The sequence below is a fragment of the Sphingomonas sp. Root720 genome (assembly GCF_001428605.1).
GTDB lineage: Bacteria > Pseudomonadota > Alphaproteobacteria > Sphingomonadales > Sphingomonadaceae > Rhizorhabdus.
On sequence record NZ_LMID01000012.1, the window covers coordinates 389173 to 402671 of the forward strand.

General features: G+C 69.0%; 15 protein-coding genes. 7 read left to right on the plus strand and 8 right to left on the minus strand.

The features are described from left to right. Positions 1–73: 73 nt before the first annotated feature. The gene (locus ASE22_RS16940) at positions 74–370 is read right to left on the minus strand and encodes a hypothetical protein (RefSeq protein ID WP_056362198.1); all 297 of its coding nucleotides are present in this window, start codon (positions 368–370) and stop codon (positions 74–76) included. 150 nt (positions 371–520) lie between these two features. Beyond that, the gene (gene panC, locus ASE22_RS16945; protein WP_056362575.1) at positions 521–1369 is read right to left on the minus strand and encodes a pantoate--beta-alanine ligase; all 849 of its coding nucleotides are present in this window, start codon (positions 1367–1369) and stop codon (positions 521–523) included. An 83-nt stretch (positions 1370–1452) separates the two neighbouring features. Between panC and ASE22_RS16950 the strand changes: the two genes are divergently transcribed. The 4 genes from ASE22_RS16950 (at position 1453) to ASE22_RS16965 (ending at position 6629) form a co-directional block, all read left to right on the plus strand. After that, a complete protein-coding gene (locus ASE22_RS16950; protein WP_056362201.1) occupies positions 1453–2274 on the plus strand; it encodes a division plane positioning ATPase MipZ in 822 nt (273 codons plus the stop codon). Then, complete coding sequence (locus ASE22_RS16955; RefSeq protein WP_056362205.1) at positions 2271–2663, plus strand: J domain-containing protein; 393 nt, start codon at positions 2271–2273, stop codon at positions 2661–2663. The genes ASE22_RS16950 and ASE22_RS16955 overlap by 4 nt, the downstream gene beginning before the upstream one ends. Before the next feature lie 57 nt (positions 2664–2720). Beyond that, entirely contained in the window at positions 2721–4103 is a 1383-nt protein-coding gene (pgmG, locus tag ASE22_RS16960) for a phosphoglucomutase/phosphomannomutase PgmG (protein WP_056362207.1), read from the plus strand. 120 nt (positions 4104–4223) lie between these two features. Then, entirely contained in the window at positions 4224–6629 is a 2406-nt protein-coding gene (locus ASE22_RS16965) for a ligase-associated DNA damage response DEXH box helicase (protein WP_056362210.1), read from the plus strand. 22 nt (positions 6630–6651) lie between these two features. On the opposite strand, the gene ASE22_RS16970 is transcribed toward ASE22_RS16965, so the two are convergent. Continuing rightward, positions 6652–7104, minus strand: coding sequence for a hypothetical protein (locus tag ASE22_RS16970; RefSeq protein ID WP_235537382.1), 453 nt, complete (start codon positions 7102–7104; stop codon positions 6652–6654). Positions 7105–7288: 184 nt separating this feature from the next. On the opposite strand from ASE22_RS16970, the gene ASE22_RS16975 reads away from it, so the two are divergent. The 3 genes from ASE22_RS16975 to ASE22_RS16985 all read left to right on the plus strand — a co-directional run bounded on the left by ASE22_RS16975 (position 7289) and on the right by ASE22_RS16985 (position 10213). Next, the gene (locus ASE22_RS16975) at positions 7289–7858 is read left to right on the plus strand and encodes an outer membrane protein (protein ID WP_056362216.1); all 570 of its coding nucleotides are present in this window, start codon (positions 7289–7291) and stop codon (positions 7856–7858) included. A gap of 248 nt (positions 7859–8106) precedes the next feature. After that, on the plus strand, positions 8107–9219 hold the full coding sequence (gene dnaN / locus ASE22_RS16980) for a DNA polymerase III subunit beta (RefSeq protein ID WP_056362218.1): 1113 nt from the start codon (positions 8107–8109) through the stop codon (positions 9217–9219). A 37-nt stretch (positions 9220–9256) separates the two neighbouring features. Continuing rightward, positions 9257–10213: a glutaminase gene (locus ASE22_RS16985; RefSeq protein WP_056362221.1), complete on the plus strand. Its 957-nt coding sequence runs from the start codon at positions 9257–9259 to the stop codon at positions 10211–10213. A gap of 57 nt (positions 10214–10270) precedes the next feature. Here ASE22_RS16985 and ASE22_RS16990 read toward each other — a convergent pair whose 3' ends face one another. The 5 genes from ASE22_RS16990 to ASE22_RS17010 form a co-directional block, all read right to left on the minus strand. Beyond that, positions 10271–10660, minus strand: coding sequence for a DUF6491 family protein (locus ASE22_RS16990; protein WP_056362224.1), 390 nt, complete (start codon positions 10658–10660; stop codon positions 10271–10273). A 95-nt stretch (positions 10661–10755) separates the two neighbouring features. Further along, a complete protein-coding gene (gene gloB / locus ASE22_RS16995) occupies positions 10756–11487 on the minus strand; it encodes a hydroxyacylglutathione hydrolase (RefSeq protein WP_056362227.1) in 732 nt (243 codons plus the stop codon). A 1-nt stretch (position 11488) separates the two neighbouring features. After that, positions 11489–11905, minus strand: coding sequence for a VOC family protein (locus ASE22_RS17000; protein WP_056362230.1), 417 nt, complete (start codon positions 11903–11905; stop codon positions 11489–11491). Positions 11906–11992: 87 nt separating this feature from the next. Then, positions 11993–12757, minus strand: a complete 765-nt coding sequence (locus ASE22_RS17005; RefSeq protein ID WP_056362232.1) for a hypothetical protein — start codon at positions 12755–12757, stop codon at positions 11993–11995. Then, positions 12757–13491 carry an alpha/beta hydrolase family protein gene (locus tag ASE22_RS17010; RefSeq protein ID WP_056362236.1) on the minus strand — a complete coding sequence of 245 codons (735 nt, stop codon included), beginning with the start codon at positions 13489–13491 and terminating at the stop codon, positions 12757–12759. Before ASE22_RS17010 ends, ASE22_RS17005 begins: the two co-directional genes overlap by 1 nt. Positions 13492–13499: the final 8 nt, after the last annotated feature.

A 13499-nucleotide genomic window follows, 5' to 3' on the forward strand; every position in this document is an offset into this window, starting at 1 on the left:
CATGCGAGGAAGCCCAGCCGGACGGATGTCCGGCGCCCGGCGTTTGAGGGCCGCCCGACGACGGGCAACCGCATCACGCGGCCAGGCGGTTCCCGAACCCCAGCATCGCGCGCGCCTGGCGCTGCGCCTCGAGGATCTCGCGCGCGGTCATCTCCTCGGAGATTTCGGCGCGGCATTCGGCGGCGCGGATGTTGCCGCCGACCGCCGCGATGTTGAACCATTTGTGCGCGGCGACCAGATCGAGCGGGCAGCCGTCGGCCCCCGCCGAAAAGGAGACGCCGAGCTGGAAGCAGGCGTCGATATCTCCCGAGATCGCGTCCCGCAGGCGCGCTTCGGTCAGGAATTGATGCGACTTGAGACTGTGACCCATGTCTCGCTCCACTGTTTTCCCGGGAGCGGCGCGGTCATCTGCTGGCCGACCGCGCCATTTCCCGACAGGGTTAACGGCACGGTGGGGATATTCTTTAGCGAACCCGGTTCCCGCCTAGGCTGGCATCTCGAGCGATGGCGTGGGCGCTTCTCAGGAAGAAGCCTCGACCGCCAGATTGTCGATCAGCCGGGTACGGCCCAGCTTCGCGGCCGCGATCAGCCGGGCCTGGCCGTCGAGCCGGTCGATCGGCTCCAGGCTGGCCGCATCGACCAGCGCGACATAATCGATCGGGTCGAAGCCCGCCTCGGCCAGTCGGGCGGTCGCCGCCGCCAGCGCGGCCGCGACGTCGCCGCCCCGGCCGATCGCCGCCGCCGCCTCGCCCAGCGCGCGGGGCAAGGTGCGGGCGGTGACGCGCTCCTCGGGGCTGAGATAGGCATTGCGCGAAGAGAGGGCGAGGCCGTCATCCTCGCGCTGGGTCGGCACGCCGACGATCTCGATGGCGATGTCGAGATCGGCGACGAAGCGGCGGATCACCGCCAGCTGCTGGAAATCCTTCTCGCCGAACAGGGCGATGTCGGGCTTCACCTGCCCGAACAGCTTGGTGACGACGGTCGCCACCCCGGCGAAATGGCCCGGGCGGGCGGCGCCGTCCCAGCGCTCGCTGACCCCGCCGACCGAGATGCTGGTGGCGAAGCCCTGCGGATACATGGTGGCGACGTCGGGCGCCCACAGCAGCGCCGCGCCGGCCGCTTCGAGCAGGGCCACATCGGCCGCCTCGCGGCGCGGATAGGCGTCGAGATCCTCGGTCGGGCCGAACTGGGTGGGGTTGACGAAAATCGACACGACCACCTGGCAACCCCGGCTGCGCGCGGCGTCGACCAGGGCGATATGGCCGCGATGAAGCGCCCCCATGGTGGGGACCAGCGCGACCGGCGCCCCACTTATCCTCAGTTTTGAGACCTCCTCGCGGAGATCATCTATGTTCCGAACGATTTGCACCAATTATAGACCCCGTTTAGTGAACCGCTCCTTGGACAAGGCCGCTTGCGCGATCAAGCATGGTGCGGTGAAGGGAATATAGTTTGCCGAACGCTCATCTCATCACCTTCGCCAACGAAAAGGGCGGGTCGGGGAAATCGACCACCTCGGTCCATGTCGCGGTCGCGCTGGCCTCGGCCGGGCGCCGGGTGGCGGCGATCGATCTCGACACGCGGCAGCGGACCCTGGCCCGCTATCTGGAGAATCGGCTGGCGACCGCGAAGCGCACCGGCCTGCCGCTGCCGACCCCGACCTTCGAGACCTTCGACGCCGCCAAGGGCCATCGGCTCGACGCGCTGATCGACGGCTTCGCCGCCGATCACGACATCATCGTCATCGACACGCCCGGCCGCGACGACGAGCATGCCCGCGCCGCGATCGTCCGCGCCGACACGCTGGTCACCCCGATCAACGACAGCTTCGTCGATCTCGACCTGATCGGCCAGGTCGATCCAGAAACCTTCAAGATCCATCGCCCCAGCTTCTATGCCGAACTGGTGTGGGAAGCGCGCAAGGCGCGCGGGCGGATCGACGGCGGCACGGTCGACTGGGTGCTGCTGCGCAACCGCCTCCAGCATCTCGAGGCGCGCAACATGCGCCGGGTCGCCGACGCGATGCAGGACCTCGCCAAGCGGGTCGGCTTCCGCGTCATCCCCGGCCTGTCCGAGCGCGTGATCTACCGCGAGCTCTTTCCGAAGGGGCTGACCCTGCTCGACATGAAGGCGATCGGCAGCGACGCGGGCCTCGGCCATGTCGCCGCGCGGCAGGAGCTGCGCGAGATGGTGTCTGGCCTCGCCTTGTCGCAATGGCCGCAGCATCAGCATCAGGCGCCGAGCCAGGCGCCCGGCCAGGTGGTGGCCGGGTGATCCTGCTGCTGCTGGCGGCCGCCGCGGTCGCCTGGTGGTATTGGGGGCGCGGGCTCAGCCGCCAGCAGCTCGTCGCCGCGCTGTCCGCGGTCGGCGCCCTGCTGCTGCTGACGCGCGGCGCGTGGATGATCGCGCTGCCGATGTTCCTGCCCGGCATCTGGCTGCTGATGCAGCCCGGCTCGGCCGGGGCCGCTCCGCCCGCTCCGATGGACATGGACGAAGCCCGCCGCGTGCTCGGCGTCGCCCCGGGCGCGGGCCCCGACGCGATCCGCGCGGCGCACCGCCGGCTGGTGACCAGGGTCCATCCCGACCAGGGCGGCTCGGCCGAGCTTGCCGGGCGCGTCAATGCGGCGCGCGACATCTTGCTGGCGGAACTGCGGAAGCGCTAACCACGTTTCGTGTCCGCCGTCCGGCACCCGCCGGCACCGCACCTCACGGAGGATGATTTGACCCATCGTTTCGACCCGACCTCGCTTCGTGAATATGACATCCGCGGGATCGTCGGAAAGACGCTGGGGCCCGCCGACGCCTATGCGATCGGCCGCGGCTTCGCGACCCATGTCCGCCGCGCGGGCGGCACCCGGGTCGCGGTCGGCTGGGACGGGCGCGTCTCGTCCGAATCCCTGCGCGACGAGCTGGTCCGCGGCCTGACCGACAGCGGCGTCGACGTCGTCCGCACCGGCCTGGGGCCGACCCCGATGCTCTATTTCGCCGAGGCGACGCTGGAGGTCGACGGCGGCATCCAGATCACCGGCAGCCACAACCCCGCCGATTATAACGGCTTCAAGATGGTGCTCCACCACAAGCCCTTCTTCGCCGACCAGATCCAGGCGATCGGCCGGATGGCCGCCGAGGACGACTGGGACGAAGGCAGCGGGACGGTGACCGACGCCGACATCGAGGATCTCTATGTCGATCGCCTCGTCCAGGACTTCCAGGGCACCGGCTTCCGGATCGGCTGGGACAACGGCAACGGCGCGGGCGGCCGGATTCTCGAAAAGCTGGTGAGCCGGCTGCCCGGCGAGCACCATGTCCTCTATGCCGAGATCGACGGCAGCTTCCCCCACCATCACCCCGATCCGACCGAGGAGAAGAACCTCGCCGATCTCAAGGCGCTGGTCGCCGCCGAGCAGCTCGATTTCGGCATCGCCTTCGACGGCGACGCCGACCGGATCGGCGCGATCGACGGTCTCGGCCGCGTGGCGTGGGGCGACCAGATCCTCTCGATCCTCGCCGAGCCGGTGCTGAAGGAGGTTCCGGGCGGCACGATCATCGCCGACGTCAAGGCCAGCCAGGCGCTGTTCGACCGGGTCGCCGAGCTGGGCGGCACCCCGTGCATGTGGAAGACCGGCCACAGCCTGATCAAGGTCAAGATGGCCGAGACCGACAGCCCGCTCGCGGGCGAGATGTCGGGCCACATCTTCTTCAAGCATCGCTGGTACGGCTTCGACGACGCGCTCTATTCGGCGGTGCGCCTGATCGAGGCGATCGGCCAGCTCGGCGGCTCGCTGACAGCGCTCAAGGACCGGATGCCGAAGCTGGTCAACACTCCCGAGCTCCGCTTCCAGGTCGACGAGAGCCGCAAGTTCGCGGTGGTCGAGGAGGTACTCGACCGGCTCGAGGCCTCGGGCGCCGAGGTCGACCGCACCGACGGGGCACGGGTCAACACCCCCGACGGCTGGTGGCTGCTGCGCGCATCGAACACCCAGGACGTCCTCGTCGCCCGCGCCGAGGCGAACGACCAGGCCGGACTCGACCGGCTGCTCGCCCAGATCGACGCGCAACTCGCCGCCTCCGGGCTGGAGCGTGGCGAGCAGGCCGGGCATTGAGCGGCCAACCCATCACCGTCATCCCGGCGAAAGCCGGGATCTCACTTTTCTCGCTCCGCTCGGCACGCACGAAGGCAGTGAGATTCCAGCTTTCGCTGGAATGACGGGTAAAGGCCTGGGGTGACCGACCTTCCCGCCCCCCTCGCCGGCTGGTTCGCCGCGAAAGGCTGGGCGCCGCGCCGCCACCAGCGCGACATGCTCGCCGCCGCGCGTGCGGGCCGCGATGCGCTGCTGGTCGCGCCGACCGGGTCGGGCAAGACCCTCGCCGGCTTCCTTCCCACCCTCGTAGACCTGATCGAGGCGCCGCGGGACGGGCTCCACACCCTCTACGTGTCGCCGCTCAAGGCGCTCGCGGTCGACGTCCAGCGCAACCTGCTGACCCCGATCGACGAGATGGGGCTCGATATCAGGGTGGAGACGCGGACGGGCGACACCCCGTCCGACCGCAAGGCGCGGCAGCGGACCAAGCCGCCGCAGATCCTGCTCACCACGCCCGAATCGCTGAGCCTGCTGCTCTCCTACCCCGACAGCGCGACGCTGTTCGCCGGGTTGAAGACGGTGGTGATCGACGAGGTCCACGCCTTCGCGACCACCAAGCGCGGCGACCTGCTGGCGCTGTCGCTCGCCCGGCTCGAGGGGCTCGCCCCGCAGATGCGCCGGGTTGCGCTGTCGGCCACCGTTGCCGATGTCGACGCCTATCGCGGCTGGCTGTCGGGCGACGGCGATTACGGCGCGGTCGCCCTGGTGCAGGGCGAGCCGGGCGCGCGGCCGGAGATCGGCATATTGATTCCCGAGGGGCGCATTCCCTGGGCCGGCCATTCGGGGCGCTATGCCGCCCAACAGGTGATGGCGGAGATCGAGACCCACAAGACGACGATCATCTTCTGCAACACCCGCAGCCTCGCCGAGCTGATCTTCCAGGATCTGTGGATGGTCAATGCGATGAGCCTGCCGATCGGCATCCATCATGGCTCGCTGTCGCGGGAGGCGCGCCGCAAGGTGGAGAATGCCATGGCCGAGGGGCGGCTGCGCGCGCTGGTCGCGACCGCCAGCCTCGACCTCGGCGTCGACTGGGGCGATGTCGACATGGTCATCCAGATGGGCGCTCCCAAGGGGGCCTCGCGCCTGCTCCAGCGGATCGGCCGCGCCAACCACCGGCTCGACGAACCGAGCGAGGCGGTGATCGTGCCGGGCAACCGCTTCGAATATCTGGAGGGCCGCGCCGCGCTCGACGCGATCGAGGCGGGCGAGCTCGACAACGACCCGTTCCGGCCCGGCAGCATCGACGTGCTCGCCCAGCATGTGATGGCGGTGGCGTGCGCAGGGCCGTTCCGCGCCGAACGGCTCCTCGCCGAGGTCAACCGCGCCGCGCCCTATGCGACGCTGTCGGCCGAGCAGTTCGGCCGCGTGCTCGATTACATCGCCAATGGCGGCTATGCGCTGAAGGCCTACGAGAAATTCCGCCGCCTCGCCCGCACCCCCGACGGCGAGTGGCGGCTCAGCCATCCCAATTTCGCCGCCCAGCACCGGCTCAACGCCGGGATCATCGTCGAGGCGCCGATGCTCGACGTGCGCTTCCGGAACGGCCGCAGCCTCGGCAAGGTCGAGGAGGGCTTCGGCACCAGCCTGGCCCCGGGCGACTGCTTCTTCTTCATGGGGATGGCGCTCGAGGTCCAGAAGATCGATCTCACCGACCTGATCGTCCGCGCAACGTCGAAGCCGGCGCGCATCCCCACCTATGGCGGCGCGCGGATGCCGATCTCGACCCATCTCGCCGACCGGGTCCGCGCCTATCTCCACGACCCTTCCGAATGGCCGCGCTTCCCCGACGACGTCCGCGAATGGCTGGAGGTGCAGGGCCGCCGCTCGCGCCTGCCCGCGCCCGACGAGCTGCTGATCGAGACCTTCGCGCACGAAAAGCGCCATTATATGGTGATCTACAGCTTCGAGGGCTGGAACGCGCACCAGTCGCTCGGCATGTTGCTGACCCGGCGCATGGAGAGCCAAGGCCTCTCCCCGCTCGGCTTCGTCGCCTCCGACTATGCGATCGCCACCTATTCGCTGGAACCGGTGACCGATCCGGCCAGCCTGTTCTCGGCAACGATATTGGAGGACGAGTTCGTCGACTGGGTCGAGCGGTCGGCGCTGCTCAAGCGCGCCTTTCGCGAGGTGGCGGTGATCGGCGGCCTGGTCGAGCGCCAGCATCCCGGCAAGAAGAAGTCGGGGCGGCAGGTCACCTTCTCGACCGACCTGATCTACGACGTGCTGCGCCGCTACGAGCCTGACCATCTGCTGCTCGACGCCGCCTGGGCCGACGCGCGCGCGAAGATGACCGACGTCGGCCGGCTCGGCGCGCTGATCGAGCGCGCGGCCGAGCATATCGTCCATGTCCAGCTTGACCGCGTCTCCCCGCTCGCTGTGCCGGTGCTGGTGCTGATCGGCCGCGAGACGGTGGCACAGGGCCTGGCCGACGACGTCCTGCTGATCGAGGCCGACGCGCTCGCCGCCGAGGCGATGCGGGAATAGGCCCCGCCTTCCAGGCGGCGCCCTATCGCCGCGCGCACCCCAGCGCCGCCGCATCGATCGCGGTGGCGACGCCCTTGAGCAGATAGCCGTCGGAGCGGTTGCGCCCCTCCTTCGACACCCAGGCGATCCGCATCGAGGTGCCGCTGCGCATTGTCGCGATGATCGCGGCGTCGGCGCGCGGGCCCGGCGCCCAGGCGTCGACCCCGGCCGCGACCAGCGGAAAGCTGCGATCGCCGAAGATGAGCCGGATCGGGCTGTTCGGCCGGCGCGGCTCGCGCAGACGGAAATGGACCTGGCCGTTGATCTTCTGCCGCGGCCAGATCGCGACAGCCGCGAAGCTGCGCCATTCGCCCGAGCCGCGCCGCTCGGGGATCGCGATCGCGTAGCAGCGAGGCGGCTGTTCGTCCCGAAAGGCGCCCCAGCCCGAAAAGATTCCCAGCGGCACCCTGCCCGGCGGGGCCGCCGAAACGATCATCGGGACGGCAAGCAACCAGCAAATCCGCACCTTCAACTGTCAAGCCCTCGATCGTTGACCTGTAGCAAAAATGCCACAATTTCCGTTGTTTATCTGGCGTTCATGCAACTACCCGCGGCTTGGTGCACTAGGCCACCCACGTCTCCAGTCTGTTCGGAGACGAGGTTATAAATGGAGTTATACTATGCGTAGCATCGTTGTCGCCGCTCTCCTCGCGGCCAGCGCAGCAACCCCCGCCCTCGCCCAGGACAAGGCCCCGTTCACCGGTGCCCGCGTCGAAGGTCTCGTCGGCTGGGACCGCGTCCAGAACAACGGGCATGATGACGGCGTCACCTACGGTATCGGCGCCGGTTATGATTTCCAGACCGGCATGGGCCTGGTCGGCGTCGAGGCCGAAGCGTCGGATTCGGGCGTGAAGCAGTGCATCGGCTCGACCACCGTCGCCGATCCGCGCCTCTGCGCCAAGGCCGGTCGTGATCTCTATGTCGGCGGCCGCGTCGGCAAGGTGATCGGGGGCAGCACGCTGCTCTATGCCAAGGGCGGCTACACCAACGCCCGCGCGAAGCTGACCGGTGACGACGGCACCGGCCAGATCACGCTGGACAAAACCAACCTCGACGGTTTCCGCGTCGGCGCGGGCGCCGAATATGCGCTGAGCCCCAACAGCTTCATCAAGACCGAATATCGCTATTCGAACTATGAGCAGGGCTTCTCGCGCCATCAGGTCGTTGCCGGCTTCGGCATGCGCTTCTGATCGCGACGGCGACGGTGCGGGAAAGGGCTCGGCGCGGGACGCCGGGCCCTTTTTCCTTGCCGACGTCCGCCGATTTGCTCCCGTCTCGCCGCGCGAGCCGGGACGACGAACCGAGACGCGGGGGCGAGGCGACGGAGCAAGCGACCGACCCCGCGAATTATGCCGGCGTCTGACGCTTTAGGCTGGCGGGGCCGTAAAGCCGCGCTATAACCATCGTCCGCTTAACGTTGGGGATGCCGGGGCAATCCATGAAGGCTACGATTGAACGCGCGACGCTTCTGAAGAGTCTGGGTCACGTCCAGTCGGTCGTCGAGCGCCGGAATACCATCCCGATTCTGTCGAACGTGCTGATCGAGGCGACCGCCGAAGGCACGCTGCGGCTGATGGCGACCGACCTCGACCTGCAGATCGTCGAGGCCGTCGCGGCCGCGGTCGAGCAGCCGGGCGCCACCACCGTGTCGGCGCACACGCTGTTCGACATCGCCCGCAAGCTGCCCGAAGGATCGCAGGTCCAGCTCTCGGCCGCCGACGGCAAGATGCAGATCGTCGCGGGCCGCGCCCGCTTCAACCTGCAGACCCTGCCCAAGGACGATTTCCCGATGATCGCCGAGGGCGAGCTGCCGACCAAGTTCGAGCTGCCCGCCGAAACGCTCAAGCAGCTGATCGACAAGACGCGCTTCGCGATCTCGACCGAAGAGACCCGCTATTATCTCAACGGCATCTTCTTCCATGTCCAGGACGAAGGTTCGCCGGTGCTCAAGGCGGCGGCAACCGACGGGCACCGCCTGGCCCGCGTCACCATCGCGCGCCCCGACGGTGCCGAGGGGATGCCCGACATCATCATCCCGCGCAAATGCGTGGGCGAGCTGCGCAAGCTGCTCGACGAGCTCGACGGCTCGGTCGACATCACCCTGTCGTCGACGAAAATCCGCTTCGGCCTCGGCACCGCGGTCCTGACCTCCAAGCTGATCGACGGCACCTTCCCCGACTATAACCGGGTGATCCCGACCGCGAACGACAAGCTGCTCAGGATCGATCCGAAGAGCTTCATGGAAGGCGTCGACCGTGTCGCCACCATCGCCTCGGAAAAGACCCGCGCGGTGAAGATGGCGCTCGATCGCGACAAGATCACCCTGTCGGTGACCAGCCCCGAGAACGGCACCGCCGCCGAGGAGGTCTCCGGCGATTACACCGCCGCCGGCTTCGAGATCGGCTTCAACGCCCGCTATCTGCTCGACATCCTCGGCCAGATCGACGGCGACACGGTCGAGGTCCACCTCGCCGACGCCGCCGCGCCCACCCTGATCCGCGAGAACGACAAGGCGCCCGCGCTCTACGTGCTCATGCCGATGCGGGTCTGATCGCCGCCGGGAAAGCCAGCCAGGGAGAGCGACGGACATGCCGGTGACCGCCGCGCCCGATCTCCAGGCCATCGTCGACCGCATCGCCGGGGAAATGGCCGCCCGCGAGGACCGCGGCAAGGTCGCCGACTATATCCCCGGCCTCGCGCGGGTCGATCCCCGGCATTTCGGCATCGCCGTCACCACGCACGACGGCAAGGTCCATGCGGCCGGCGACGCCGATATCGCCTTCTCGATCCAGTCGGTGTCGAAGGTGTTCGCGCTCACCATCGCGCTCGGCAAGGTGGGGGACGCGCTGTGGAAGCGGGTCGGGCGCGAACCGTCGGGCAACGCCTTCAACTCGATCGTCCAGCTCGAGGCCGAGCATGGAATCCCGCGCAATCCCTTCATCAACGCCGGGGCGATCGTCGTCTCCGACGTGGTTCTCGCGGGGCATGAGCCCAAGGAAGCGATCGGCGAGATATTGCGCTTCGTTCGCGACCTTGCCGGCGACGACGGCATCGGCATCGACGACGAGGTCGCGAAGGGCGAGGCGGAGACCGGCTTCCGCAACACCGCGCTCGCCAATTACATGCGCAGCTTCGGCAATATCGATCATCCGGTCGACCAGGTGCTGGGGGTCTATTTCCACCAGTGCGCGCTGGCGATGACCTGCCGCCAGCTCGCCCGGGCGGGCCGCTTCCTGATGCACGAGGGGCAGCATCCCGACACCGGCTTCAACATCGTGTCGCCGATGCGCGCGCGGCGCATCAACGCGCTGATGATGCTGTGCGGCCATTATGACGGATCGGGCGAGTTCGCCTTCCGTGTCGGCATTCCCGGCAAGTCCGGGGTCGGCGGCGGCATCCTCTGCGTGGTGCCGGGGATCGCCTCGATCGCGGTCTGGTCCCCCGGCCTCAACGAGCGCGGCAATTCGACGCTCGGCTCGCTGGCGCTCGAACGGCTGGCGGCCGCCACCGGCTGGTCGATCTTCAACCAGCGCGAACCGGGGTGAAGGTCGGGCGTCATCCCGGACAGCAGAGCGCGTTCGCTGGAATGACGAGGTTCGCGCCTATTTCGTGTACGGCACGAATTCGCCCAGCCCGCAGGCGCCATAGGTGATCGGCGAGGTCTGCTCGGCGATCGTCACCAGGTCGTTGCCGCAGAGCTGGCCCGTCGTCCGCTGGGTGATCAGCACCCGGTTGGGCTGGAGCAGCGCGCAGCGGCCGCGATCGAGCTGGTTGACGTACCAGCGGCGCGACGATTCCTTGTAGATCACCGCGGTCTCGTCGACGATCCGGGTCGACTGGATGCGACGCATGGTGACGCAGGAGACGGGGGCGCCGGCCGTGCGGCCCGCCAGCTCCTTCATCGCCTTGTCGGAGAGCGGCGCCGGGCCGTCCGACGCGGCGAGGAGAAGGGGCAGGGCAAGCAGCGGCAGGAGCGAGCGGGCTTCTGGCATGGGACTCTCCTTCGACCCCGTCCGCCCGGCCGACCATGGCCCCAAGGGGAATCGGGATCAGTCCTGTGAACGGGCTTCACCGGTCATAGACGGAATCAGCCGCGGAAAACATCTTTCGCCGCGCGGCGCCGGGCCAGCTCCTCGACCGATCCGGCGCGCATGAACGGATTGGTCGCGCGTTCGAGCGCGATGGTGGTCGGCACGGTCGCCTCGCCGTCGGCCCGCGCCGCGTCGACCCGCTCCATCCGCTCGCGGATCGCGCCGTTGCCGGGCTCTGCGACCAGCGCGTATCTGCCGTTCGACTGGGTATATTCATGCGCGCAATAGACGCGGGTCGGGTCGGGCAATCCGGCCAGCCGCTCCATATTGGCGAACATCTGTTCGGGCGTGCCCTCGAACAGCCGGCCGCAGCCCATCGCGAACAGCGTGTCGCCGACGAAGACGGTCTCCTCGCTGGGCAGGTGGATGGCGATATGCCCGGCGGTGTGCGCGGGAACCTCCATCACCCTCCCCTCGATCGCGCCGATCCGGACGGAATCGCCCTCGCGCAGCGCCACGTCGAGCGACGGGATCTTCGCGGCCTCGGCGGCGGGTGCGCTCACCGTCGCGCCGGTCGCCGCCTTGATCGCTTCGTTGCCGCCGATATGGTCGCCATGCCAGTGGGTGTTCCAGATCTGGCCGATCGTCCAGCCGCGCCGGGCGGCTTCCTCCAGCACCGGCTCGGCCACCGCCGGGTCGACGGCGACCGTCTCGCCCGAGACCGGCTCGTGCAGCAGCCAGATATAATTGTCGCTGAGCACCGGGATACGGACGATCTCGACCGTCATCTCACCACTTGCCCGTGTTCGGCATCGACACCCAGGGCTCGGCCGGCGCGAGGCGCTCGCCGCCCTGGAGCAGTTCCACCGAGATATTGTCGGGGGAGCGGACGAAGGCCATGTGCCCGTCGCGCGGCGGCCGGTTGATCGTCACCCCGGCATCCATCAGCCGCTGGCAGGTCTCGTAGATATTGTCGACGCGATAGGCGAGATGGCCGAAATTGCGGCCTTCGCCATAGCCCTTCTCGTCCCAGTTGTGCGTGAGCTCGACCTGCGCGTCCTCATTGCCCGGTGCGGCGAGGAAGATCAGGGTGAAGCGCCCCGCCTCATTCTCCATGCGGTTGATCTCGCGCAGGCCGAGCAATTCGAAGAAGCGGATCGTCTCGTCGGGGTCGGAGACGCGGATCATGGTGTGGAGATATTTCATGCGCCCACTCTAGGACGCGCGGTTCGCGATGCAAAGGGGCCGGAGGGACCGGCAGGCGCTATCTTCCGGCCAGCGGGCGCGGGCCGCTCATTGCTGGGCGGCGCGGTCCCCGCCCTTCAACGCCAGCGCGGCGGCCTGCCCCGCATTGCTGTTCGGCGCCATCTGCGCGGCCCGCGTCCACGCCGCCTTCGCATCGTCCATATTGCCCGCCGCCGCGGCGACGTTGCCCGCCTCATAGCTGACCGCGGGATCGTCGGGCGACAGCGCGGCCGCCTGTCGGATCGCGGCGAAGGCCAGCGGCATGTCCTTCATCCGGCGGGCGAGGTTGGCGCTGAGCAGCCAGCCGAGCGCGTCGCGCGGCACCAGCCGGGTCGCTTCGGCGAGGTCGGCCTTCGCGCCCGGAAGGTCGTTGACCGCGACACCCGCGCGGGCGCGGTCGAGATGGACCTCGCCCTTCATCTCGTCGGACAGGCCGGGCAGGGTCAGCGCGCGATCGAACGCGATGCGCGCGCGGGCCGGTTGGTCGCCCGCCAGCGCGGCATTGCCCGCCTGCATCCACAATATCACCGCCATCGGGTCCATCGCGATCTGGGCATCCTTGGCGGCGCCCTCGAAGGTCGCGGCCGCCGCCGGCCATTGCTCGAGCGCCGACTGGGCGATGCCGAGGCACTGGCGCGCGGCCATGCCGCCGCCGGCGATGCCCCAGGCGCGGGCCTCGTCGATCGCCGCATTGGGATTCGTTTCCGCCAGCGCGGCGCATTTGCGCCCGCGCGCGCCATGATTCGCCTGGCTGGGCGGCGCGGGCGGCACCGGGGTCGCGGCGGCGGCGGCGGCAGCGAGCAGGACGAACATCAGGGCTCCATCAGCTGGGCGACCGTCGCGATCAGCAGGGCGATGTCGCCCGGCCGCGACAGGCGGTGGTCGCCTTCCTTGATCAGGACCGTCTGCACGTCGGCTGAACGGAGCGCCCTGCCCAGCCGCAGCGCGATCGACACCGGCACGCTATCGTCGCGCTCGCCGTGAAGCAGCCTGACCGGCCCGTCGAAGGGGATCTCCGCATCGAGCAGCAGGTTGGCCTGTCCCGATTCCCAGAAGCCGAGCGTCGTGACATAGGGTTCCTCGGAATAGTCGTTCGGCTCCGCGATGCGGCCTTCGCGGCGAAGCAGGGCGACGACGTCGTCCGAGAAGCCCCAGTCGGTGAAGTCGGGCGCGGCGGCGATTCCGACGATGGCCTGTACGCGCCCGGGCAGCGCCAGCGCGACCAGCAGCGCCAGCCAGCCGCCCATCGACGACCCGACCAGCACCAGCGGTCCGACCGGCGAGAAGGCGGCGATCATGTCGAGCACGTCGTCGCGCCAGTCGGCCAGGGTGAAATCCTCGAACGCGCCCTCGCTGGCGCCGCACCCCGCATAGTCGAGCCGCAGCATCGCCCGCCCCTCGCGCCCCGCCCAGGCGTCGAGCGCGGTCGCCTTCTCGCCTTCCATGTCGGACCGGTAGCCGGGCAGGAAGACGATCGCCGGCCCGCGTCCGGGGCGATAGCGGTAGGCGAGCGCGGGCTTGTCGGGGCGGGTGAGATAGGCGGTCATGGGGTTGG

Bases quoted from the DNA above. Each gene is read 5' to 3' on its own strand.
- ASE22_RS16985 (WP_056362221.1), top strand. From the start codon at position 9,257: ATGCCGGTGACCGCCGCGCCCGATCTCCAGGCCATCGTCGACCGCATC.
- ASE22_RS17005 (WP_056362232.1), bottom strand. From the start codon at position 12,757: ATGTTCGTCCTGCTCGCTGCCGCCGCCGCCGCCGCGACCCCGGTGCCG.
- ASE22_RS16990 (WP_056362224.1), bottom strand. From the start codon at position 10,660: ATGCCAGAAGCCCGCTCGCTCCTGCCGCTGCTTGCCCTGCCCCTTCTC.
- ASE22_RS16970 (WP_235537382.1), bottom strand. From the start codon at position 7,104: ATGATCGTTTCGGCGGCCCCGCCGGGCAGGGTGCCGCTGGGAATCTTT.
- ASE22_RS16975 (WP_056362216.1), top strand. From the start codon at position 7,289: ATGCGTAGCATCGTTGTCGCCGCTCTCCTCGCGGCCAGCGCAGCAACC.
- ASE22_RS16940 (WP_056362198.1), bottom strand. From the start codon at position 370: ATGGGTCACAGTCTCAAGTCGCATCAATTCCTGACCGAAGCGCGCCTG.
- ASE22_RS17010 (WP_056362236.1), bottom strand. From the start codon at position 13,491: ATGACCGCCTATCTCACCCGCCCCGACAAGCCCGCGCTCGCCTACCGC.
- ASE22_RS17000 (WP_056362230.1), bottom strand. From the start codon at position 11,905: ATGAAATATCTCCACACCATGATCCGCGTCTCCGACCCCGACGAGACG.
- dnaN (WP_056362218.1), top strand. From the start codon at position 8,107: ATGAAGGCTACGATTGAACGCGCGACGCTTCTGAAGAGTCTGGGTCAC.
- gloB (WP_056362227.1), bottom strand. From the start codon at position 11,487: ATGACGGTCGAGATCGTCCGTATCCCGGTGCTCAGCGACAATTATATC.